The organism is Paraburkholderia phenoliruptrix, from assembly GCF_047325075.1.
GTDB lineage: Bacteria > Pseudomonadota > Gammaproteobacteria > Burkholderiales > Burkholderiaceae > Paraburkholderia > Paraburkholderia phenoliruptrix.
On record NZ_CP168531.1, the window covers coordinates 3,831,964 to 3,853,150 of the forward strand.

General features: G+C 62.8%; 19 protein-coding genes. 9 read left to right on the forward strand and 10 right to left on the reverse strand.

All coding sequences use genetic code 11. The features are described from left to right. Positions 1–186: 186 nt before the first annotated feature. Positions 187–1,533: a polyhydroxyalkanoate depolymerase gene (locus ACEN8U_RS28925; protein ID WP_310105467.1), complete on the forward strand. Its 1,347-nt coding sequence runs from the start codon at positions 187–189 to the stop codon at positions 1,531–1,533. Between the two features lie 43 nt (positions 1,534–1,576). On the opposite strand, the gene ACEN8U_RS28930 is transcribed toward ACEN8U_RS28925, so the two are convergent. Continuing rightward, the gene (locus ACEN8U_RS28930) at positions 1,577–1,996 is read right to left on the reverse strand and encodes a cupin domain-containing protein (protein WP_013587321.1); all 420 of its coding nucleotides are present in this window, start codon (positions 1,994–1,996) and stop codon (positions 1,577–1,579) included. Positions 1,997–2,248: 252 nt separating this feature from the next. Between ACEN8U_RS28930 and ACEN8U_RS28935 the strand changes: the two genes are divergently transcribed. Beyond that, positions 2,249–2,380: a hypothetical protein gene (locus tag ACEN8U_RS28935; protein ID WP_413658637.1), complete on the forward strand. Its 132-nt coding sequence runs from the start codon at positions 2,249–2,251 to the stop codon at positions 2,378–2,380. Here the strand turns inward: ACEN8U_RS28935 and ACEN8U_RS28940 are convergent. The 3 genes from ACEN8U_RS28940 to ACEN8U_RS28950 form a co-directional block, all read right to left on the reverse strand. Next, positions 2,318–3,508: an alpha-hydroxy acid oxidase gene (locus ACEN8U_RS28940; RefSeq protein WP_310105464.1), complete on the reverse strand. Its 1,191-nt coding sequence runs from the start codon at positions 3,506–3,508 to the stop codon at positions 2,318–2,320. The genes ACEN8U_RS28935 and ACEN8U_RS28940 overlap by 63 nt on opposite strands. A gap of 130 nt (positions 3,509–3,638) precedes the next feature. Further along, positions 3,639–4,541 carry an NAD(P)-dependent oxidoreductase gene (locus ACEN8U_RS28945; RefSeq protein WP_015001794.1) on the reverse strand — a complete coding sequence of 301 codons (903 nt, stop codon included), beginning with the start codon at positions 4,539–4,541 and terminating at the stop codon, positions 3,639–3,641. Between the two features lie 54 nt (positions 4,542–4,595). Further along, on the reverse strand, positions 4,596–5,924 hold the full coding sequence (locus tag ACEN8U_RS28950) for an MFS transporter (RefSeq protein ID WP_310105462.1): 1,329 nt from the start codon (positions 5,922–5,924) through the stop codon (positions 4,596–4,598). Positions 5,925–6,311: 387 nt separating this feature from the next. Between ACEN8U_RS28950 and ACEN8U_RS28955 the strand changes: the two genes are divergently transcribed. The 4 genes from ACEN8U_RS28955 (at position 6,312) to ACEN8U_RS28970 (ending at position 10,962) form a co-directional block, all read left to right on the forward strand. After that, positions 6,312–7,232: a LysR family transcriptional regulator gene (locus ACEN8U_RS28955; RefSeq protein ID WP_013587317.1), complete on the forward strand. Its 921-nt coding sequence runs from the start codon at positions 6,312–6,314 to the stop codon at positions 7,230–7,232. Positions 7,233–7,526: 294 nt separating this feature from the next. Beyond that, complete coding sequence (locus ACEN8U_RS28960; RefSeq protein ID WP_013587316.1) at positions 7,527–8,630, forward strand: tartrate dehydrogenase; 1,104 nt, start codon at positions 7,527–7,529, stop codon at positions 8,628–8,630. Between the two features lie 3 nt (positions 8,631–8,633). Further along, entirely contained in the window at positions 8,634–10,082 is a 1,449-nt protein-coding gene (locus ACEN8U_RS28965; protein WP_310105457.1) for an aldehyde dehydrogenase family protein, read from the forward strand. A 49-nt stretch (positions 10,083–10,131) separates the two neighbouring features. Then, entirely contained in the window at positions 10,132–10,962 is an 831-nt protein-coding gene (locus ACEN8U_RS28970) for a DUF2520 domain-containing protein (protein WP_310105454.1), read from the forward strand. On the opposite strand, the gene ACEN8U_RS28975 is transcribed toward ACEN8U_RS28970, so the two are convergent. After that, entirely contained in the window at positions 10,918–11,109 is a 192-nt protein-coding gene (locus tag ACEN8U_RS28975) for a DUF2164 family protein (RefSeq protein WP_413658638.1), read from the reverse strand. The two genes, ACEN8U_RS28970 and ACEN8U_RS28975, sit on opposite strands and share 45 nt — an antisense overlap. A gap of 261 nt (positions 11,110–11,370) precedes the next feature. Between ACEN8U_RS28975 and dacB the strand changes: the two genes are divergently transcribed. Together dacB and ACEN8U_RS28985 are read left to right on the forward strand one after the other, a co-directional pair. Next, complete coding sequence (dacB, locus tag ACEN8U_RS28980) at positions 11,371–13,023, forward strand: D-alanyl-D-alanine carboxypeptidase/D-alanyl-D-alanine-endopeptidase (protein ID WP_310105451.1); 1,653 nt, start codon at positions 11,371–11,373, stop codon at positions 13,021–13,023. Between the two features lie 84 nt (positions 13,024–13,107). Then, entirely contained in the window at positions 13,108–14,664 is a 1,557-nt protein-coding gene (locus tag ACEN8U_RS28985) for a methyl-accepting chemotaxis protein (protein ID WP_310105449.1), read from the forward strand. 259 nt (positions 14,665–14,923) lie between these two features. On the opposite strand, the gene ACEN8U_RS28990 is transcribed toward ACEN8U_RS28985, so the two are convergent. The 5 genes from ACEN8U_RS28990 to ACEN8U_RS29010 form a co-directional block, all read right to left on the reverse strand. Then, entirely contained in the window at positions 14,924–16,147 is a 1,224-nt protein-coding gene (locus ACEN8U_RS28990) for a porin (RefSeq protein WP_310105446.1), read from the reverse strand. Between the two features lie 87 nt (positions 16,148–16,234). Next, positions 16,235–17,629 (reverse strand): MFS transporter, encoded by a 1,395-nt coding sequence (locus ACEN8U_RS28995; protein WP_310105443.1) that lies wholly within the window; start codon positions 17,627–17,629, stop codon positions 16,235–16,237. A 117-nt stretch (positions 17,630–17,746) separates the two neighbouring features. Further along, on the reverse strand, positions 17,747–18,739 hold the full coding sequence (locus tag ACEN8U_RS29000; protein ID WP_310105442.1) for an amidohydrolase family protein: 993 nt from the start codon (positions 18,737–18,739) through the stop codon (positions 17,747–17,749). Positions 18,740–18,757: 18 nt separating this feature from the next. After that, positions 18,758–19,987, reverse strand: coding sequence for an acyl-CoA dehydrogenase family protein (locus ACEN8U_RS29005; RefSeq protein WP_310105440.1), 1,230 nt, complete (start codon positions 19,985–19,987; stop codon positions 18,758–18,760). Between the two features lie 70 nt (positions 19,988–20,057). Then, positions 20,058–20,573, reverse strand: a complete 516-nt coding sequence (locus tag ACEN8U_RS29010; protein WP_310105438.1) for a flavin reductase family protein — start codon at positions 20,571–20,573, stop codon at positions 20,058–20,060. A 138-nt stretch (positions 20,574–20,711) separates the two neighbouring features. On the opposite strand from ACEN8U_RS29010, the gene ACEN8U_RS29015 reads away from it, so the two are divergent. Then, positions 20,712–21,173, forward strand: a complete 462-nt coding sequence (locus ACEN8U_RS29015) for a MarR family winged helix-turn-helix transcriptional regulator (protein ID WP_310105436.1) — start codon at positions 20,712–20,714, stop codon at positions 21,171–21,173. The last annotated feature ends 14 nt before the right edge of the window (positions 21,174–21,187 follow it).

The following is a 21,187-nucleotide window of genomic DNA, read 5'->3' on the forward strand; positions in this document are numbered from 1 at the left end:
CGATGCATGCCGTCGTCAGGCTTTCGCGACTCCACTTCGCAAGCCTTATGCCAGTCAGCCAAGCGTTGGCATAGCTGTTGCCTCCTTCAGGCGTACGTGTTGCAGAGCGCAGGGATCAGATCAATTCGCGGTGCGTAGCGCCGCTGCTGATCCCTGCGCTCTTTCCTCCGCATCCTGATTCTTCCGATGAACGTGATTGCCTATCACGCCTATCAGGCGTTTGCTGAATGGGCCCGCCCGCTGCGAGCCGGCGCGTCGGTCGCTCGAGCGACGATGCTGGCATGGCCGTCGCTTGCCGCCAGCCCTTATGGACGGTATATGGATGCCTGTTTCGAGCTGCTCGAGGCAGCAGGTTTGTCCCATCAACGGCCGCCATTCGGGATCGCTTCCATCGAGGTCGACGGTCGCCTCGTCGCCGTCAAGGAGGAAGTCGTCAAGCGCACCCCGTTCGGCACCCTGCTTCACTTTGCCAAGGACTGCGATTTATTGCAGCCGCGTGTGTTAGTCGTCGCGCCGATGTCTGGCCACTTTGCCACGCTGCTGCGCGGCACCGTGCGCACGATGCTTGCCGACCACGACGTCTTCATCACGGATTGGCACAATCCCCGCGACATACCGACATCGGCCGGTCGGTTCGGCTTCGAGGAGTACGTACAGCACCTGATATCGTTCATCCGGCACATCGGCCCCGACGCGCACCTCGTTGCCATCTGCCAGCCGACCGTCGCAGCGCTCGCAGCCGTGTCGTTGATGGCCGCGACTGACGATCCTGCGCAGCCGGCGACGATGACGCTGATGGCCGGCCCGATCGATTGTCGGGTCAATCCGACCAAAGTCAATGACCTCGCCAACAGCAAGCCGATCGAATGGTTCGAGAAGAACCTGATCAGCGTGGTGCCGGGCGGATTCGCGGGTGCGACGCGCCGCGTCTACCCGGGATTCGTGCAGTTGAGCGCATTCATGTCGATGAACCTCGAGCGTCACGCCGCCTCGTTCTCCGAGATGTTCTATGAGCGCGCGAAGGGCGACCCCGTCAAAGCAGACACGGTTCGCACTTTTTATAAGGAGTACCTCGCAACAACGGACCTAACGGCGGAGTTCTATCTCGAGACGGTCAAGGCGGTGTTCCAGGAGTATGCATTGCCGCTCGGCGAGCTGAGCGTCGGCGAACGGCTGGTTGAGCCCGGCGCGATACGCCGGACGGCGCTCTTCACTGTCGAAGGGGAGAAGGACGATATCTGCTCCGTCGGTCAGACGGTCGCCGCGCACGACCTTTGCACTGGCCTGCGCCCATACATGAAGACACATCATGTGCAAACGGGCGTCGGTCACTACGGTGTTTTCAACGGACACAAATGGGAGACGCAGATCTATCCGCGAGTGCGAGCGCTCATCCATGACCATGAGCCGCGCGCGCGGCACTATCCCGTTGCATCGGCCCCAGACGAAAGCGGACGCGTCAGCCTGCGCACGCTGCTCGATGCGCAGGCTGATCACGGCTTCACCGGCAAGCCGGCTACCGAGCCGCTATAGCAACAATCACGACGTAAAAATGCGAAAAGGTGCCTTCGTCTGCTCACCACGGCGTAGGCTTCGGCACCTCGCAAGGGCCCTCGACGTCGATCGACTTGAAATTGGCCGGTGCGACGATTTCCAGATACTCCATATCCTTCGAGTAATCGAACAGATAGTGGTAAATGCCTGGCGCCTGCTGCACGCAATCGCCCGCTTCCACGAGCGTTTCCTTGTCGCCGTACATGAAGCGGGCCCAGCCCTTCAACATGAAGACGATATGAAAGTCCGCTTCGTGCCGGTGCCAGCCCGTACCGACCTCCGGGGCGTTGTTCGCTCTGACGAGCTGCGCAATGACCTTTCCGTGCGTTGCATCCGCAATGCCGAGATCGCGGTAGATAAAGAAATCCCGCAGCCCACCTTCGCGAAATGGCGTGTCCGTGGGTTTGACATGAGAAAACTGGGTGGGCAGTTCGAAAAGCATGGCGCACACTCCGTCGAAGGGGAGTCCAGGCATTGAAGGTGTCGCGGCATCGAAACGGGATATCGCCGCCGATGCAAGGAAGCATACGCTCGCCAAAATTCGGTGGAGTCTGCACAGCTGGCCGCTACCGGAACGGGTTATCCGGTTGAATACGAATGTGCTGATCTTGGCCAATTGAGCCGGGGCATCTGGACCGGCCGACAATCGCGCGCTCGAAACGATTGTCCGAGGCTGGGTCTACGCGCCGTACTGGTGCGTCCCGACGGGTTTGTCGCGTGGGCATGTGAAAACGTGCCCGACGATAAGGACGTGGCTCGCGCCTTATCGCAATGGTTCGGGCAACCGGGAGGGCCTGACCGCGTCTGCCTGAGTGATAAGACCTGACATCGAGATCGAGTCAATGGTTTTTACTCCACAGAGCATCATTGCGCGTCGCGCTTCATCGAGAAGGATGTCAATGGCGCGTAGTGCGCCGTCGTGGCCGCCGGCAGCGGCGCCGAAAAGCGCCGGCCTTCCTATCGCGACCGCGCGCGCGCCAACCGCGACTGATTTGACTAGATCCACGCCACGCCGGATCCCGGAATCAATAATGAGCTCGGTTCCGCTGCCAACCGCCGCGGCAATCGCCCGCAGCGATTCGAAGCTTGACTCCGCACCATCGAGTTGACGTCCGCCGTGATTGGAAACCCAGATCGCGTCAACCCCAACCTGAGACAGTCGGATAGCGTCGCGAGGGTGCTGCACGCCTTTGACGACGATCGGGCCGTCCCAAAGATCCCTGAGCTGCGCCAGATCCTCCCAGTCAAAGCGCGAATCCAGCATTTGCCCCACCTTTGCGGCAATAGTCAGCCCCGCATCATCGCTTGCACCGAGCCCGCGGAGGTTTTCGAATTGAGGCGTTCCCCTTGCGGCGACCTGCAACGCCCACCTCGGATGAGTCAGTAGTTGATACGCCTGGGGAATGCCGAGCCGCATGGGAATGCGGACTCCGTTTCTAACGTCCCGCTCGCGCTTCCCGCCAATTGGAAGATCGACTGTGACGACCAGTGCTTCGAAATTTGCGGCTTTCGCGCGCTCTACCAACGACCGCGTGAATGCGCGATCCTTCAATGTGTATAACTGAAACCATAGTCGTCCATCGACACTGCGCCTCACCTCCTCCATGGACGTCGTCGCCATGGACGAAAGGACGTACGGAATGCCGCGCTTTGCTGCGGCCCGCGCGATCGCAACGTCAGCGCCACGACAAGCGAGCGCACACGATCCCATCGGAGAAATCAGCAGCGGCGCAGCACTGGGTAGGCGGATCAATGTGGTATGGAGGTCAGGGTTTTCAACATTGTTCAGCACGCGCGGAACCAACGTCGTCTGCTCAAACGCAGACCGGTTTCTCGCGAGCGTGATTTCGTCTTCCGCGCCACCGTCGATGAATTCGAAGATGAATCCCGGAAGCGACTTTCGAGCGATTTCACGAAGATCGCTAATCGACAGCGCACGCTCAAGCCTGCTCATGCCATGTCTCCCGACTCTCACCGGCGGACTTAGGTGCGTGCGACCCGTTTCGTGAGGGCGGACGGACGGGACGCGCTGTCCCGCTCGACGTCGATCCTTCCGGGCCGCACACGCGTGACTGCACGGCACATCAAAGCGACGCGCCCTCGTCGCGCGCGGGCGCCGCCATCAGCACATCGGTCAATTTCAGCACGGGGCAATGCGCACCGGCACCCGCAACGGCACCGCGGTACGTATCCGTGACGGCCGCCGCGATTGCATGGGCCGCGTCGACGCCTTCCGCCATCGCGGAGTAGTAGGACAGGTCCTTGAGCGCATTTGCCATATGGAACGGCAGCGCGGACGTGTCGCCGGTCTCCAGGAACGGACGCAGCCGGTTTAGGGCGGCGCCGCCGCCACCTCCGTTTGCGAGCACGTCGGCGAGAACCGCGACGTCCACGCCAGAGCGCTTCGCGCACGCGACGGCTTCCGACAGCAGCGCGATGGTCCCGAGCGAAACATAGTTGTGCAGAAGCTTCATGCTGTGGCCGGCCCCGAGGTCGCCGACTCGCGTGATGTTTTCCGCGAAGCAGGCGAGCACGGGCCTGATCTCGTCGAACAGACCGGGCGTCGCGCCGACCAGCAGGTTCAGCCTGCCCTCGTGTGCCTCCTTGGCGCCGCGCGTCATCGGTGCGTCGACAAGGCGACCGCCAGCCGCTTCGACAAGCCGCGCCATCCGGACGGTCGACTCGGGTACCGCAGTCGAACAATCGACGACGATCGCGTTGTCCTTCAACCCGGCCAACACGCCGTCGTCACCGGTGAGAACCGCTTCCACTTCCGGGGAACCCGTCACGCAGAGAATCACGACGTTCGCTTGTGCGGCCAGCTCGCGCCCGGTCCGCACGGTCCGGACGCCGCCGCGCAGCAGTTCGTCGAGCGGCTGGTTGCCCGGATGCTCGACGACCGTGAGCGGATACCCGTGCTTCAGCACGTTGCGCGCTATACCATGCCCCATCAAACCCACGCCGATCAGGCCAATCTGCTGTTTCATGTCATTCCCGTCAAAAGATGGCCGCGACGCTGCGCCGCGGCGAAATGGACTGCGTTACCGCTCGACCAGCCGCGCCGGCAGCAGCATCGTGAGGACGAGGCCCAGCAACAGGCACCCGACCATCAGGAACAGCGGCGCCGCGAGATTGCCGGACAACTGCTTCAGGTAGCCGACCGCATAGGGCCCGAAGAAGCCGCCGAGGTTCCCCACCGAGCTGATCACCGCGATGCCCATCGACACCGACGCGGTGCCGAGCGCCGCGGTCGGCATGCTCCAGAACAGCGGCGGAAACGAGATGAGCCCCGCGTTCGCGATGCACAGCGCAAACATGCCGAGCCACAGCTGATCGTGCCAGACGACCGACAGCCCGAGCCCGGTCGCGCCCATCAACAGTAGCGCGGCGACGTGCAACCGCCGGCCGCCGCGACGGTCCGCGCTGCGTCCGAAGAGGACCATCACGACCACTGCCACCGCATTCGGCAGCGCGGCGAGCAAGCCGATGACGAAATCGCTGCCGATGCCCATCTGCTTGATCATCGTCGGCGCCCAGAATGTATAGCCGTAGATCGCGAAGACGTCGAGAAAGTAGATCACGCAGAACGCCCACACGAGCCAGTTCGAGAAGAGGCCGCGGTGATTGACGGGCTCGGCCGTCGCACGATCTTCCGCCAGGACGCGTGCCAGGATGGCACGGTCCGCGTGCGAGAAGCGCTCGCTGCGCGTGACGTCGTCGTCGAGGCCCTTCCAAACGTACAGCGCGGCAAGGAATGCCGGCAGCGCCTCGAGAATGAAGATCCATTTCCAGCCCGGTATCTGCATCGCTCCGTCGAAATACTGAAGGATGAAGCCGGTCAACGGCGATCCGATCAACCCGGCCAGTGCGAGCGCCGCGTAGAACATCGACAGGATCCGCGCGCGCCGCCGCCCCGGGAATGAACGCGCCATATAAAGCACGATGGCCGGGATGAAGCCGGCCTCGGCGACGCCCAGCAGAAAGCGCATCACGTAGAACTGCATCGGCGTGGACACGAACGCCGTCAAACCCGAAACGATGCCCCAGGACACCACGATCCGGGTGATCCAGCGCCGCGGCCCGACCCGCACCAGCAGCATGTTGCTCGGCACCTCGAAGATCACGTAGCCGAGGAAGAATATCCCCGCCCCAAAGCCGAACACCGCATCGGAGAAGCCCAGATGCTGGCTCATCTGCAGTTTGGCGAAGCTGACGTTCACGCGATCGATGTACGAAGTGACGTACGCGAACATCAGAATGGGAAGGATTTGCACGGCGAGCCGACGAAAGATCCGGTCCTCCTGTGCCAGGTCGTGCGCCGATGTGGGGGCTGCGAGGTCGCCCGGATTGCAGCTCGCGTCGATTTCCACGTTTGTCTCCGGAAGTTCATGGATGGCCCCGTATGCATGCCTGGGTCGCCGCGCGTGCAGTCGCTGTTGAGAGAGGTGTGTGCGACGGGGGACGGTCTGAATCTACCGGCTGCCCCATCCGCCCGATATGCGAAATCCTTCAAGCGGCACTTCGAATATCTCGAACGCACACGCCGACGGCCATCGTACGGTGCAATGCACAAGACACCGGAAAAACAGATCCTGGCCGCTGATCGCTCGCACGACACGGGCCGCCGCGGCGTAACCAAGGCGCCGCGGTGTGCGGCGCACCATTCGCAGGCGCTCAGGGTTAGCACCACTCCGCCCGGCACCATGGAGTGCATCGATGGATGACATACTTGCCGCAGTTTCAACCGGAGTCCGCGCTTGTTCGATCTTACGTCTCTTGCCCTGTTCGTTCGTGCATCCGAGCTCGGCAGCCTGTCGCGCGCCGCACAGCAGTCACACATGTCGCTTTCCACCGCGAGCCGCCGCATCGCGCTCCTCGAGCATCACTTTCGCGTCGTGCTGCTGAACCGCACGGTGTCGGGTGTGGAGCTCACGCCTGCCGGCGAAGCGCTGTTGCGCCACGCGACCGACCTGCTGCTGCGCACCGATGCCATCTACAGCGAGCTGTCCGACTATACGAAAGGCGCGGTCGGACGCGTTCGCGTCTTCGCGAACATCTCGGCGATCAGCCAGGATCTTCCCGATCAGCTGCGCGCATTCTCGCAGCGCTATCGCGACATCAAGCTGCAGATCAGCGAATTGAGAAGCGCCGACATCCTGCAGGCGCTCCGCGAAGGCCGCGCGGATGTCGGGATCGTCACGTCCCGCACTGCGACCGAAGGGATCCATCTCGCGCCCTATTGCGTGGACCGGGCCAGCGTCGTCGTGCCCGACGACTATCCGCTGACCGGCGAGTCGATCGACTTCAGCGCGCTGCTCGACCACGATCTGGTCGCGCTCGACGACCGCTCGGAACTGACGCGGTCGCTCGTCAGGGAAGCGGCGCTGCTCGGCAAGTCCGTCCGCTTCCGCGTACAGGTGCAGAGCTTCGAAGCCATGTGCCGGCTGATCGCCGCAGGCCAGGGCATCGGCATCCTGCCCGAGCGCGCGGTCGCACTGTTTCGCGAGCCGATGCGCCTGCGCTTCATTCGCCTCGACGATCCGTGGGCCAACCGCGTCATGTCGGTCGGCATCCGCACGGGTGCCGTGCCGCTGCCGACGCGCAAGCTGTTCGAGTTCCTCGCGTCCTTCGCGCCCGCTTCGCTCGTCTCGGGTGAAACGGGGCAGTCGAACGGCTGACTCTGCGCCACGCGTCCGTGCTGCCGGCGTGTTGCAGATTTTCGAAGGTCCCGTTCACGTATCCGCACTTCTTAACCGCGCCTGCGACGAAGTAGATTCGACGGACAGATTCAACAGTCCGCCGGTTACCGCAACGGAAAGAGACACAGGAGACACGCCGACGCGATCCAGAGTGATCGGTGCAGCGTCGCGTATCGAAGCTCGCGCAGCAGTTCGAGGCTGCGGTTCACGCCCCTTCCCGTGTCTGCCCCTCCCGTGCGGGACGCCAGCTTCGCCATGGAGGCTTCCCGCACTATGAAGAACCCGCACCGCATCGCGGTTATCGCCGGCGACGGCATCGGCAAGGAAGTGATGCCCGAAGGCTTGCGCGTGTTGCGCGCCGCTGCCGACCGTTTCGACATTCCGCTGGCGTTCGACGAGTTCGGCGACTGGTGTACCGATCACTACGTTCGCCACGGCACGATGATGCCGGCCGACTGGGCACGGCAGATCGGCGCGCACGACGCCATTTTCTTCGGGGCGGTCGGCGCGCCCGATATCGTGCCGGACCACGTCGCGGTGTGGGAATCGCTGATCAAGATCCGGCGCGAGTTCGATCAATACGTGAACCTGCGTCCAGTGCGCCTCATGCCGGGTGTGCCCGCGCCGCTCGCCGGACGCCAACCCGGCGACATCGATTTCATCGTCGTGCGGGAGAACACGGAAGGCGAGTATTCGACGGTGGGCGGCCGGATGTTCGCCGGGACCGACCGGGAAATCGCCGTGCAGCAGTCGGTTTTCTCGCGCGTCGGCGTCGACCGCGTGCTCAGGTTCGCGTTCGAGCTCGCACGCTCGCGCCCGCAAAAGCGGCTGACGGCGGCGACGAAATCCAACGGCATCTCGATCACCATGCCGTTCTGGGACGAGCGGCTCGCGGAAATCGCCCGGTCGTTCCCGGACATCGAAACGAGCAAATATCACATCGACATACTGTGCGCGCACTTCGTGCAGAACCCGGATCGCTTCGATGTCGTCGTCGCGTCTAACCTGTTCGGCGACATCCTGTCCGACCTCGGCCCCGCCTGTACCGGCACGATCGGCATTGCGCCGTCGGCGAACCTGAACCCCGAGCGCCGCTTCCCGTCGCTTTTCGAGCCGGTGCACGGTTCGGCGCCCGACATCGCCGGCCGAGGCATCGCGAATCCGATCGGGCAGATCTGGTCGGCCGCGTTGCTGCTTCAGCACCTCGGTCGTGGCGAATCGCGCTACGAAGCCGCGGCCGCCGGAATCGTCGCCGCGATCGAGTCCGTGCTCGTGGCCGGCCCGCGCACGCGCGACATGGGCGGCACCGCCACCACCGAAGAACTGGGCGCCGCGATAGCGGACACCATCATGAATCCGGCATCGATCGAGGAATGACCCATGCAATTTGATCACTATATCGACAACGCCCGCGTCGCGCCGGATACCGGCATGCGGATCGAAGTCGTCGACCCGAGCACCGGCGAACCGTTTGCGACGATTGCACGGGGCGACGCAACGGACGTGCAGCGCGCCGTTTCCGCAGCACAGCGCGCGATGGGCGATACGCTGGACGGCCCGTGGGCGAAGCTGTCACCGGTCGAGCGCAGCAACCTGCTCTTCGCGTACGCGGCGGCCGTCTCGCAGCATGCGGACGAACTCGCGCAGCTCGAAGCGCGCGACACGGGCAAGGCGCTGAACACCGCGCGTACCGATGCGGCGGTGCTGGCGCGCTACCTTCAGTACTACGCCGGATGCGTGGACAAGCTCCACGGCGACACGCTGCCCTATCAGGCTGGCTTCACGGTACTGACGGTGCGCGAACCGATCGGCGTGACGGGCCACATCATTCCGTGGAATTACCCGATGCAGATCTACGGCCGCTCCGTCGGTGCGTCGCTCGCCGCCGGCAATGCGTGCGTGGTCAAGCCGGCGGAAGATGCGAGCCTGTCCATTCTCCGGCTGGCCGAAATCGCAGCCGAGGTCGGCTTTCCGGCCGGCGCCGTCAATGTGGTCACGGGGTTGGGCGGCGAAGCCGGCGCGGCACTGTCGGCCAATCGTGGCATTGGTCACGTTTCATTCACCGGGTCGACGGTAACGGGCGCGCTGGTCGGGCGCGCCGCTGCCGAGCGTCACTGCCCCACGGTGCTCGAGCTGGGCGGCAAGTCGCCGCAATTGCTGTTCGACGATGCCGACCTCGACCAGGCGCTGCCCGTTATCGTCAACGCGATTGTGCAGAACGCGGGTCAGACCTGCTCGGCCGGCAGCCGCCTGCTCGTCCAGCGCAGCGTCTACGGGCGCGTGCTCGATCGTCTGGCGCAGCAGTTTGCGCGGCTGCGTTCGGGGCCGCCGTCGATGAACCTGGAGATGGGACCGCTCGTCAACGCCAGGCAGCAGGCGCGGGTCCGCGCTATCGTCGAACGGGCGCAGGCCGACGGCATTCGCGTGGCGGCCCGCGGCACCATCGCGGCGGGCGCCTCCAATGCGGGCTACTACCACGAAGCGGTCCTGTTCCGCGACGTGCCGCCTGACAGCGAACTCGCACAGGAAGAGGTATTCGGCCCGGTGCTCGCGGCCATGCCGTTCGACGACGAGGACGCAGCGGTCGCGCTCGCGAACGGCACGCAGTACGGCCTCGTCGCCGGCGTCTGGACACGGGACGGCGCACGGGCGCTGAGGCTCGCGCGCAAGCTGCAGGCCGGACAGGTATTTATCAACAACTACGGCGCCGGCGGCGGCGTGGAACTGCCGTTCGGCGGCGTGAAGGCAAGCGGACATGGCCGCGAGAAAGGCTTTGAGGCGTTGCTCGGCTTTACCGCGCTGAAGACCATCGCGATCAGGCACGATTGATCGCCGCAACGGTGCGACGGCCGTTGCGGGCCGTCGCCGGGGAATCGCCATGTCTCAACTGACTATTGTAGGTGCTGGCCGCGTCGGCAAAACACTGGGCAACCTGATCGTCGCGAACCGCGTTGCCGACGTGGGGCAGATTTACGATTGCGACATCGCATGCGCGCGCGCGGCGGTCGAATTCGTCGGTGCCGGACGACCGGTCGATGATCTCGGCCTGCTCGAGCCTGCCGACATCTGCCTGCTGTCGGTACCGGACACCCGCATCCGGGAAGTCGCGGACCAGCTCGCACGCCGGTTCGAGCGCGATGCCCGATCGATCGTCGTGCACTGCAGCGGCGCGCTGAGCTCGGATGCGCTGGCACCGTTGCGGAACATCGGCTGGTCCGCGGCCAGCGCGCATCCGGTGCTGAGTTTCGCGGACCCGGGAACGGCCGTGTTCCAGTTCGAAGGAACGCCGGTCGGAATCGAAGGAGATCCTCAAGCTTGTCGCGCGTGGGGCGAGACGCTCACGGCCGTCGGTGCGCGGTGTTTCGAGATCCGCAGCGAACAGAAGACGCTGTACCACAGCGCTGCGGTGATCGCGTCCAACTTTCTCCCCGTGCTCGCGTCCCTGTCGAGCGAACTATGGCGCAGCGCAGGGCTTCCGGAAGCGCTGATGCAGGACATGCTGCGCACGCTGCTTCGCAACGCCACCGACAACCTGCTCGCGCTCGGCCCGCGCGAAGCGCTCACGGGCCCCGCCGCGCGAGGCGATACAGAGGTGGTGAAAGCCCACGTTCGCGCGATCGGCGTGTGGGATCCTGCTGCGCGCGACGCTTATGACGCGCTATCGCTACTCGCCGCGCGCCTTGCGAAAAACGGGACGGTTCGCGCGTAAAGAAGCGGTGCGGCACGCAAGCTTCGAGACGCGTTGCAGGAGCCGTTCTTGTGCATCCACCACGCCCTCGTTATAGATGTTCGGTCCAATTTCCTCGAAGAAGAAGCCGAGAAGCGCGCCAGCAGCAATATCGGCGAGTGCGCCGATCTTCGCTCGTCAATGCCCCCGCTGTGGCGATAGCCAGCCGCCTGAGAATTCTTCCGTGCGGGTTCAATCGACGAGGTACGAGCGGCGCCCAAAGCCAGCATTTCGGCTGCAAATGAACGGACGCTCCGCTCTTGAAGGACTATATAGTGAGTAGACTGCCCGCGCGGGTTGGCACACACGGCTAACTGCTGACCGTCGGCGCCGCGCGCCAGGATTGCAGGCATTCAGTTCGCAAAAAAGAAATCGAAGCGGAGACGCGAGATGAGCGAGACAGTCGAGACAGCCTCCATGATCGGCCGCCAGTGCAAGCGCTGGACGGTGGTTACCAGCGTCTGTCTGCTCGCATCGTGCGGCGGGTCGGTCAATTCGAATACGACCGTGCCCACATCCATCATGCAGATCATGCAAAAGCCGGTTTATAAGAATGCGAGCTGGTCGATGCAAGTGGTCGATCTGGACTCCGGTGGTGTGATCTACGATCTGAACTCGAACACGCAGATGCTCATCGGCTCGGTGCGCAAGCTCTTCTCGACCGGCAACGCGTTCAACGCTCTGGGCGCCGATCATCGCTTTGTCACGCCCGTCTACCGCCAGGGCAGCGTTGCACCGAACGGGACGCTCAACGGCAGTCTGATTCTGGTGGCGAGCGGCGATCTGACGATGGGTGGCCGTGCCAATCCGGACGGTACGACCGCGTTCACCGCCTTCGATCACAACGAAGCGAACGCGCTGGGCAATGCGGTGCTGACCACGCCGGATCCCCTCGCGGGCTACGATTCGCTCGCGGCGCAAGTCGCCGCCGCGGGCATCACGACAATCAACGGCGATGTCGTGATCGACGACCGCCTGTTCGAACCATTCAATTTCCGCGACCAGTTCGACGTGCGACCCATCTTCGTCAACGATGACGTGGTCGACGTGACGCTCGCGCAAAGCGCGGGGGGTGCCGCGGTTCCGTTCGACTGGCGCCCGAAGTCGGCGGCGTTCTCCGTGCAATCCACATTGACAACCGGCAGCGCAACGTCGAAGCTCGCGATCGATCTCGACCCGGAATCGCCGACATGCATCGGCGCGCCCAATTGCGTGGGCACGGTCAGCGGCAACGTTCCCGCGGGGCTCGTGCCCCCTTTGACGAATGCCTATCCACTGGTCCGCACGTTTCGCGTCACGCAGCCCTCCAATTACGCGCGCACCGTGTTTATTGAAGCCCTCGCGCGCGCGGGCGTGACGGTGACGGCCGCGCCGGTTGAAGCAAATCCCGTGCAACTGTTGCCCGCCAAGGGCTCGTATTCGAGTAGCCAGCAAGTGGCGCAACTGACATCGGCGACCTATGCGCAGGACTTGCGATTCGTCAACAAGGTCAGCTACAACATCGGCGCGGACGTGACCTTGATGCAATTCGGTCTCGCTCACAATGGATCGACCACGATGGCGAATTCGCTCGAGGCGGAACAGGGCGAATTGTCCGCCACGTTCAACATCTCGCCGGATCAATATCATTTCATCGACGGCAGCGGCGGTGGCGATACGACGGCCAATGCCCGTGCCGTCATTGCGATGCTGCGCGGGATGAGGACGAAGCCAGCGTTTGCCCCCTATTTCGATACGTTGCCGGTACTCGGCGTGGACGGCTCTCTCGCGAGCATCACCGACTTCGAAGCGGACTCGACGCTCGCGGGTGCGAAAGGACAGGTTCACGCGAAAACAGGAACGTACGTCACCGAGAACCCGGCCGCGCCGGGCACGCCGATTCTGAAGGGTCAGGCGCTCGCCGGTTATATCGATGCGAAGAGCGGCCGCCGCATTGCGTTCTTCGTCACGGTCAACAATGTGCCGATCACCGGCATCCCCGACGTCCTGAAGGTGTTCCAGGATCAGGGCACGATAGCGGCGATGCTCTGGAAGATGGTGTGATCGGGAGAGTTATCAAAGAGAGCGAGCGCTCAAGCTTGGTGCAGATTTGCCGATATATGGTGCATGCACAGTACCTTTTAAGCCATGCCAACTATCACCGTCAAATCTCAACTCGCCCTCATTGCTGGATCGATGGGTATATCCATGCTGGTCATCGCGTCGTCCGGACTGTACGGGATGGGACAAACGGGCGAGGCTCTGCGTAGCGTCTACGAAGACCGTACAGTCTGCATCCAGCAACTGGCGCAGGTCAGCAACCGGCTGCAGGATCAGCTCCTTGCACTATCGCGCGCCACACTCGAGCCGCAGACCAACCCGCCCACGGCGGCCATAGAGCGTGCCGACAAGGACCGCAGCGAACTCGAAGCCGTGTGGAAGGACTACATGTCCAGCTACCTCACGCCGACCGAGAAGCAACTCGCCGACGCGTTCCGGAACAGTTACGATACGCTCGAAACCAAAGGCTTTGCACCGTTGCGCGCGGCATTGGCGGCCAATCAGCAGGAGCAGGCATCTACCGTCCTGCATCAGGCTGTCGACGCCGCCATGCCGCAGGCAATGACCGCGATGCGCAGCCTGCGGCAGTTGCAGGTCGACGTTGCAAAGAGCGAGTACGAGGCGTCGCGTGAGCGCTTTTCGCTGCTGCGTTCCCTCCTCATCGCGCTGGCGGTTGCCGGCGTGGCGATCGGCACAGGTGTGAGCATTTTCATGGGAAGACGGCTGTACCGCGCCTTGGGCGGCGAGCCGACCTACGCCGTCGAAATGGTCCGGACGATCGCCGACGGAAATCTCACCACGACCATCCGGCACAATGCCGCTGACCGGCACAGCCTCGTGGCGTCGCTGGAATCGATGCGCCAACAACTAAGCGGTGTGGTGACGGGTATCAAGTCAGCGGCAGAGTCGATCTCGGTGGCAGCAGGTGAGATCGCTCAAGGCAACGTCGACCTGTCGCAACGAACCGAGGAACAGGCCGCATCGCTCGAAGAAACGGCGGCGAGCATGGAAGAGCTGACGTCCACGGTGCGCATGAACACGGAGAACGCGTTGCAGGCGAGCTCGCTCGCGAACACGGCGTCGAGCACGGCGGCGCAAGGCGGCGATGTCGTCGAGCGCGTGGTCACGACCATGCACGATATTTCGAGCAGTTCGTCCAAGGTCGCGGAAATCATCACGGTGATCGAAGGCATTGCGTTCCAGACGAACATTCTGGCGCTCAATGCAGCAGTCGAAGCAGCCCGCGCGGGCGAAGAGGGTCGCGGCTTCGCGGTCGTCGCAGGCGAAGTGCGCACACTTGCGCAGCGCAGCGCAACCGCTGCGAAGGAGATCAAGGAGCTGATCGGCGCTTCGGTGCAGCATGTAAACGCGGGTTCGTCTCTCGTCGTCGATGCGGGCACGACTATGAATGAACTGGTCCATTCGGTGCAACGCGTGACGCAGATCATGACCGAGATCGCCAATGCATCGAATGAGCAGAGCAACGGCATCGAGCAGGTGAACGTGGCGGTCAGCCAGATGGACGAAGTCACGCAGCAAAACGCAGCGCTGGTCGAGCAGGCAACGGCGGCCGCCCAGGCGATGGCGGAACAGGCGAACAGCCTGCGCCGGGCGGTCGCGGTGTTCAGGGTCGCGCAAGCCTGATTCTGGTCCAACGTTTCGGGTCAGGGAGCCTTAGCAGGAGGGCTTTGCGCCGGCCGCAAAGCCGCGCCGGGAGCCTGAGCCGTGGCCTTGGCGTATTCGTCCCACGACTGATGAGCATGCGGTGCCGACTGTCGGAAAGCCCCGCCTAGCGTGTGGCACAGCTTGTGGTGCGAGCCCATCGTCGTGCTGCCGAGAAAACACGATGTGTGTAATCGTGTTTTCATCGACGTTGCGCAACGTATTCTCCCTTCCTCTCCATTCAGAACTTGTGACGCAGGCCCACGCGCACGCCGAGCTGCTTGTCGGTTGCCGACGGCGTAAATCCGCTGATTGCAGCAACGGAAGACTGCCCGAGCGAATCGCGGCCCGTGGCCCGCTGCAACGCTGCTAGTGCATAGACATCGGTGCGCTTGGAGAGACTGTAGTCTACGGCGAAGTTCAATTGCATATACTTGGCGCCGCCGTCGCCCTTCACCGAATTGCGCGTCGTATAGTCGAACGCAACACCTGCAAGCAGTGCCGGTGTAACGAAGGTCCGCACGCCCACTTCCGCGCTCGTGAACACCGCATTGCCGCTATAGCCCAAAGCATTCGGCCCGGAGCTCGACCCGAGGCCTTCGAACCGCGTGTTGGTGACAATCGCGCTCACTGTCGTCTGGCTCAGCACATAGGAAGCGCCGACGCCGATGATCTCGAGCGTATTGGCCGACGCGTAACCAGCGTAAGCGGGCAGCGCCTCCGGCGCCGTTGCAGAGCCGGCCGACCCGATGTTGTTCGCCGTCGCAAGGCCCTTGTTGGGCGTATTGCCGTAGAACGAAACGTTGGGATTGCGGGCATTCAGGTAACCCGCGCCGGCGGAAAACGCGCCGCCGTTGTAACTGACACCGAGCGACCAGATCTGGTTGCGCGACTGGCTGCCGGCGACTCCGCCGAAACTGTAGAGTGCCCCCGCCTTCAGGCCGCCGAAGCTCGGCGTCGTATATTTGACCGAATTGTTGATGCGATTCGTGTTCGCGAGATTGTCGATATCGCCGATATGGGACGACATATAGCCGGCCCAGAAAGGCGCGGAAAACTGCTGGATCGACTCCACCACGGGATCGTATTGACGGCCTGCGGTCACCGTGCCGGCGTTCGGCGACGAGAGGCCCACGTAAGCCTGGCGGCCGAATTGCGCGCCGCCCTGCGCGAGCGTGCCGCTATTGACCATGAAACCGTTCTCGAGCACGAAGATCGCCTTAAGCTGATTGCCGAGATCTTCGGTGCCACGCAGGCCCCAACGGCTGCCGGATAAACCGGTGGCGTGTGCGTCGGTCATCGCAACGAGGCTTTTTCCGTTGATCTGACCACCCTGCTTTCCGGTTTGAGCGCTATTCTGATAACTCAGGCCCACATCCACAATGCCATAAAGCGTCACACTGCTTTGCGCATGGGCCGACAAAGCGGTCATGAGAATTGCACCACTGCACACCGTCTTTTTCATTGCGAAGTCTCCATTGATTTTACTATTAGTTCTACTATGCACTGTTGCTGCGTCTATCGCGTTGCCGGCTCGAAAGCGGCCGCGCCGCTAGCCGAGTTCCTGCTTGAGCTTGCTTGCGGATGTCATGGCGGTAGTCGCCTCCACCGCTTCACTGCGGCTATCACAGCCGCAATCTGCCGATCTGGTCGCGAATCGGACCGTCACCGCCGCTCCCGCCGCCGCGATCACAATGGCGAGCAGGGTCGCCTGCGAAGTGCCGAAGATCTGTTGCAACGCCCCGCCGATGAAAGGGCCGAGAATCGCGCCGAGCCGTCCGACGGCGAGTTCCATGCCCACCGCGGTCGCGCGCATCCGCGTTTCATATGAAGTCGCCGTGAAATTGTTGAGAACGAACTGACCGCCGATAATGCAGAAGCCCGCCATCGCGCTGCAGACCAGGTTCACCCAATGCGACTGGAGGAACATGAGCGTCAGCACGGCGACGGCGCCCGTCGCCCACCACGCGCAAAGCCAGAATCGCGGACGGTCGGTTCGATCGACGAGGCGTCCGCACACGAGGCCGCCTACAAAGGACATGACCTGCATCAGCGCGCCAAACGCGAAGCTCGCGCCGAAGCTTTCGCCGCGTGCCTGCATCAATGTCGGAATCCAGCCCGAAAGGCCGAAGATGCAAAAGAGGCTCAGAAAACTCGTCAGCCAGATGGCGATGGAAAGCCGGCGATACGGTGCGGCGAGCAGGGCGAGAACAGGTGCCTTTTCGGAGGTGGAGGGCTTTCTGATCGAAAGCGTTCGATAAAGATGAGCGCGCTGCGGCCGCAGCCTGGCGAGAATATCTCTGACCTCGGTCTCGCGGCCTCGCAAGAGCGCGAACTTCGGCGACTCCGGCAGGTAGAGGTGCACGAACGGAATCAGCAGAACGGAGAGCGAGCCGATCCAGTACAGTCCCTGCCAGCCCGTGTGAGGCGTGACAAACACGCCGACGAGTCCAGCCGCCGCGCCGCCCGCGGCCCAGCCGAGAGCCACGCCCCACAGCGCGAAGGTGTTCTCGATGCGTCGCGGCGCAAGCTCGTTGATGTAGGTCGTGGAAAGCGGCAATAGCACGCCGAGACCCAGGCCCGTGAGAACGCGCAACGCGCAGAAGCTGGCGAACGAGCCTGCCGCGAGTGCTGTCAACAGCGAGAAGATCGTTGTGATCCAGAGTCCGCCGATGAGTGTGATACGGCGGCCGAAGCGGTCGGCGATCGCGCCATGGATCGCTGCGCCAAAGAGAAAACCGACGAGGCCGCTCGACACTAGCAGCCCTGCCTGCTGCAGCGACAGTTGCCACGGCCCGCGCACATAGTGGATGACGTAAGCGGGATTGAACGTGTCGTAGCCGTCGAATAACGTCATCAACGCGAGCAGAATGCCGAGTTTGATGTGCATGCCGCCGACAGGTGCATCGGCCAACTCCGCATTCACATCGATAGAATCGTTGTGCATGTGTCTCACTCCATTTTGTATTTTCGAACCGGGTGCATCGCGGCTCGACATTGCCGCGCGCACCCCCGTCGCTTATCGCTTTAGTGCTTCAGGTTCTGCTGTGCGTATGAACGACCGTCACGGCTCCAGCTTGAACAGCCGCGCTGCGTTGGTTCTGGCGATCTTGATGCGATCGTTTTCGCTAATCGCCGCGTCGTCGAACCATTGCGCCGCATGATCGACGTTTTCGAATGGCCAGTCGGTGGAGAAAAGAATGCGGTCCGAGCCTATTTCGAGCATCGCATCGATCAAGGTCTGCGTCCGGAAATTGCCCGACGTGGTAAGCCAGAAGTTCTTGTGAAAGTACTCGGCAATGCGCTTCTTCGCCGGATAGTTCGGCTGGGTCTCGACCCATGCATTGCGGTTGTCGATGCGCCACATGCTATAGGGCAGCCCTTCTCCCATGTGCCCGAGAATGATCTTCAGTTCCGGGTACTCGTCGAAAAGACCGGAACCCATCAGCCGCAATGCATGCACTGCCGTTTCCTGGCCGAAAGCCCACGTTGGGCCAAGCAGCCACGGGTGTCCTTCGTAAATCGGCGCATGCGCGGGCAACGGATTGCGCGGATGCAGATAGAACGGAACGTCGAGCGCCTGCACCACCGACCAGAACTGCCGGTACTGAGGCAAGTCGTAGTAGAGCGCCGTGCCGGACTCCTCCACCTGCGAAAAACCATTGACCAGCGCGCCGACGAAATTCAACTCCTTGACGCAGCGTTCCAGTTCGCGCGCGGCAAGGTCCGGAGACTGCATCGGCACCGCGGCAAAACCTTTGAAACGATCCGGCCGCTTCACAATCTGCTCCGCAAGAAAGTCATTGGCGCGGCGCGACAGATCGTAGGCGTCCTTGATATTGGGCACGGCCTGCACGGTCGGCGCATTGAGCGACAGCACCATCAGTTCGACACCATTGCGGTCCATTTCGTCGATGCGACGATCATGAATGTCGAGTAGGCGCCGTTTCAACTCCACCCAATACGACGGCGGCACGAAGCCCGCGGAATCCTGCACCGTCGCGTCAATGGCAAAGTGCTCTTCGAGCGCGATTTTCCGGCTTGCTTTGAAAGCCATGCGATGTCTCCTTCGACTTTAATATTGGCCCTTAGGCTCGAGGCCGAGCGCCATCTGCCCGTACATGGTGCCCACCGTGTCCCAGTTCATGCTGATATGCCGGCCCACCGCATTGACGTCGCGCCATGCGCGCTGAACCGGGTGAGAAAGATCGAGGCCCTGGCCGCCCGTCGACGCATTGAGCGCCTCTGCCGCGCGAATGGCGAGCGACACGGCGAATGCCTGTCCGAGCCGGCTCCTGATGCGCTCCTCGACCGACACGCGTTCGCGCCGGGCAACAGTGGCTTCGCGTTCCCGCAGGTCGCTGAGCAGGATCTTGCGCGCGGCATCCGTATTCGCTGCGGCCTCGGCAACACGCAACTGGATGGTCGGGAATTCGGCCATGCGGTTCTGTGCACCGGCCACTGCACCTCGTGTCACGCGGCGCGCCGTGCGCTCGAGGTAGTCGTCGAACGCCCCCTGTGCGGCCCCAACCGCAACCGATGCAAGGCACGACGGAATCGCGCTCAACATCGGAATGGAAAACCCGGGGCTCCCGCTATAGACGCGCGCACCGGGCGTTTGCCCACTGGTGGTCTCCGAGAAGAACAGCAGGCGATGCTTCGGCACGAAGACGTTATCGAGAACAAGCGTCTTGCTGCCCGTGCCCGCGAGCCCCACTACATGCCAGGTGTCCTCGATCCGATAGTCCGAGTCGGGCACGAGCAGGAACGCGGGCGCCGGCTTGTCCCTGTCGCCTTCGGGTGGAATCACCGCGGCGCACAGCGACCACTGCGCGCATTCGCAGCCACTCGCAAAACTCCACCGTCCGCTGAGCAGGTAACCGCCTTCGGTTGCCTGTGCCTGACACGCAGGCGCATACGATCCGCAAACAAGCGCATTGGGATTGCTGCTCCACACATCTCGCTGCGCCTCTTCAGCGAACGACGCGACGAGCCACTGGTGCGCCGCGAGAAGCCCCGCCACCCACGCCGTGGAAGCGCAGCTTTTGGCGAGATCCATGTTCAGATCGACAAGCGCGGAGAAGTCATATTCGAGCCCGCCGAATGCCTTCGGCTTCACGAGATCGAAATAGCCGATGTCGCGCAATGCTTCGATGTTCTGCATCGGCACGCGGCGCTCGGCTTCGACCTTCTGCGCGCGAGATTTCAGCACTGCGCCGAGCGCGGATACGCCGGCACGAACCTGCTCGACCGTGGGCTGCCCAGCCCCATTCACGGACCGTTCTTCTTTTTCTGCAACAAACATGATGTCCCTCCAGATATCTGATCCCCGCCCGCGTGCGTCGATCCGCCGGGCCGATCTGCGTTGGTGTCACTCAGCAATAAGCCGCGTTTCTATATAGAAGCGGACGGTCGTCTTCGTTTAGCAGCACCTCATCCGCTTGACCGATAAAGATTGTGTGCGTGCCGAACGGAACCGCCGCGACCTTGGTGCAGAACACATTGGCCTGCGCGGTGCCGAGATAGTCGACGCCGCCTTCCGCTATGCGCTTCCAGTCGCCTACATCGAAACGCTGCGCCGCAGGCGTGGCTCCGCTGAATGCGGCGGAAACATCCACCTGGTCGTACTTGAGAACGTTCACGCAGAAGCACCTGGCCGACATCAGGATGTCGTGGAGGAACGTGTTCTGGTTCACGCAGACGATCATGGAGGGCGGTTCCATCGACAACGAACTGACGGCTGTCATGGTCATTCCGTGACGACGTTCGCCATCCGAAGCGGTCACGACTGTCACAGTGGAGGCGATGCGTCGCATCGCGGCCCGAAAGGAAGTGGCAATCGGCGCCCGCGCCGGCAGAGCAAGTGGTGGCGATACGGCGGTGGTGTCCATGGCGTCTCCTTGAAATATCGGGCTTCGTCACCCCGTTGCAATCACTATAGTTTCATTTGCAATTGTTGGCAATGAAAATAATGAAGCCGAAACTGTTGCTTTGATAGAATCCGCCAATCGATATCGAGGGGCCACACCGTGTACAAGTTCACCGAATCCTTCCCCTATCTGCTGAACCGCGTGGGCGTCCGCATGGGAGATCTGTTCTCGCGCCGCATCGCCTCCTACGGGGTTACCCTGCCGATGTACCGTGTCATGGCCGCGCTGCACGAGGTGCCGGGACAGCGCCTGAACGATCTCGCGGACATGACCACCATCGAGCTTTCCACGCTATCGCGGCTAATCGGCACAATGGAAAAGACGAAGCTCGTCTCGCGCAGCCGGCTCGAGAACAACGCCCGCACCGTTGCGATCAGCCTGACGAATGGCGGGGAAAAACTGCTTCAGCAACTCGTGCCTATCGCTCAACACTTCGAAGCTGTGGCAATCGGCAATCTCTCACCGACCGCGCTAAAGGTACTGAAGAAAAACCTCTCCGATATCTTCCTGTTGCTCGACAAACTGGAAGAAGAACTCGCCGCCTCCGCCGACGAAAGCTGACGCCTGGCTTTTTC

Coding starts and splice junctions, on each gene's coding strand:
- ACEN8U_RS28925 (WP_310105467.1), top strand. CDS start 187: ATGAACGTGATTGCCTATCACGCCTATCAGGCGTTTGCTGAATGGGCC.
- ACEN8U_RS28930 (WP_013587321.1), bottom strand. CDS start 1,996: ATGCTTTTCGAACTGCCCACCCAGTTTTCTCATGTCAAACCCACGGAC.
- ACEN8U_RS28940 (WP_310105464.1), bottom strand. CDS start 3,508: ATGAGCAGGCTTGAGCGTGCGCTGTCGATTAGCGATCTTCGTGAAATC.
- ACEN8U_RS28945 (WP_015001794.1), bottom strand. CDS start 4,541: ATGAAACAGCAGATTGGCCTGATCGGCGTGGGTTTGATGGGGCATGGT.
- ACEN8U_RS28960 (WP_013587316.1), top strand. CDS start 7,527: ATGAAGAACCCGCACCGCATCGCGGTTATCGCCGGCGACGGCATCGGC.
- ACEN8U_RS28965 (WP_310105457.1), top strand. CDS start 8,634: ATGCAATTTGATCACTATATCGACAACGCCCGCGTCGCGCCGGATACC.
- ACEN8U_RS28970 (WP_310105454.1), top strand. CDS start 10,132: ATGTCTCAACTGACTATTGTAGGTGCTGGCCGCGTCGGCAAAACACTG.
- dacB (WP_310105451.1), top strand. CDS start 11,371: ATGAGCGAGACAGTCGAGACAGCCTCCATGATCGGCCGCCAGTGCAAG.
- ACEN8U_RS28985 (WP_310105449.1), top strand. CDS start 13,108: ATGCCAACTATCACCGTCAAATCTCAACTCGCCCTCATTGCTGGATCG.
- ACEN8U_RS28990 (WP_310105446.1), bottom strand. CDS start 16,147: ATGAAAAAGACGGTGTGCAGTGGTGCAATTCTCATGACCGCTTTGTCG.
- ACEN8U_RS28995 (WP_310105443.1), bottom strand. CDS start 17,629: ATGCACAACGATTCTATCGATGTGAATGCGGAGTTGGCCGATGCACCT.
- ACEN8U_RS29000 (WP_310105442.1), bottom strand. CDS start 18,739: ATGGCTTTCAAAGCAAGCCGGAAAATCGCGCTCGAAGAGCACTTTGCC.
- ACEN8U_RS29005 (WP_310105440.1), bottom strand. CDS start 19,987: ATGTTTGTTGCAGAAAAAGAAGAACGGTCCGTGAATGGGGCTGGGCAG.
- ACEN8U_RS29010 (WP_310105438.1), bottom strand. CDS start 20,573: ATGGACACCACCGCCGTATCGCCACCACTTGCTCTGCCGGCGCGGGCG.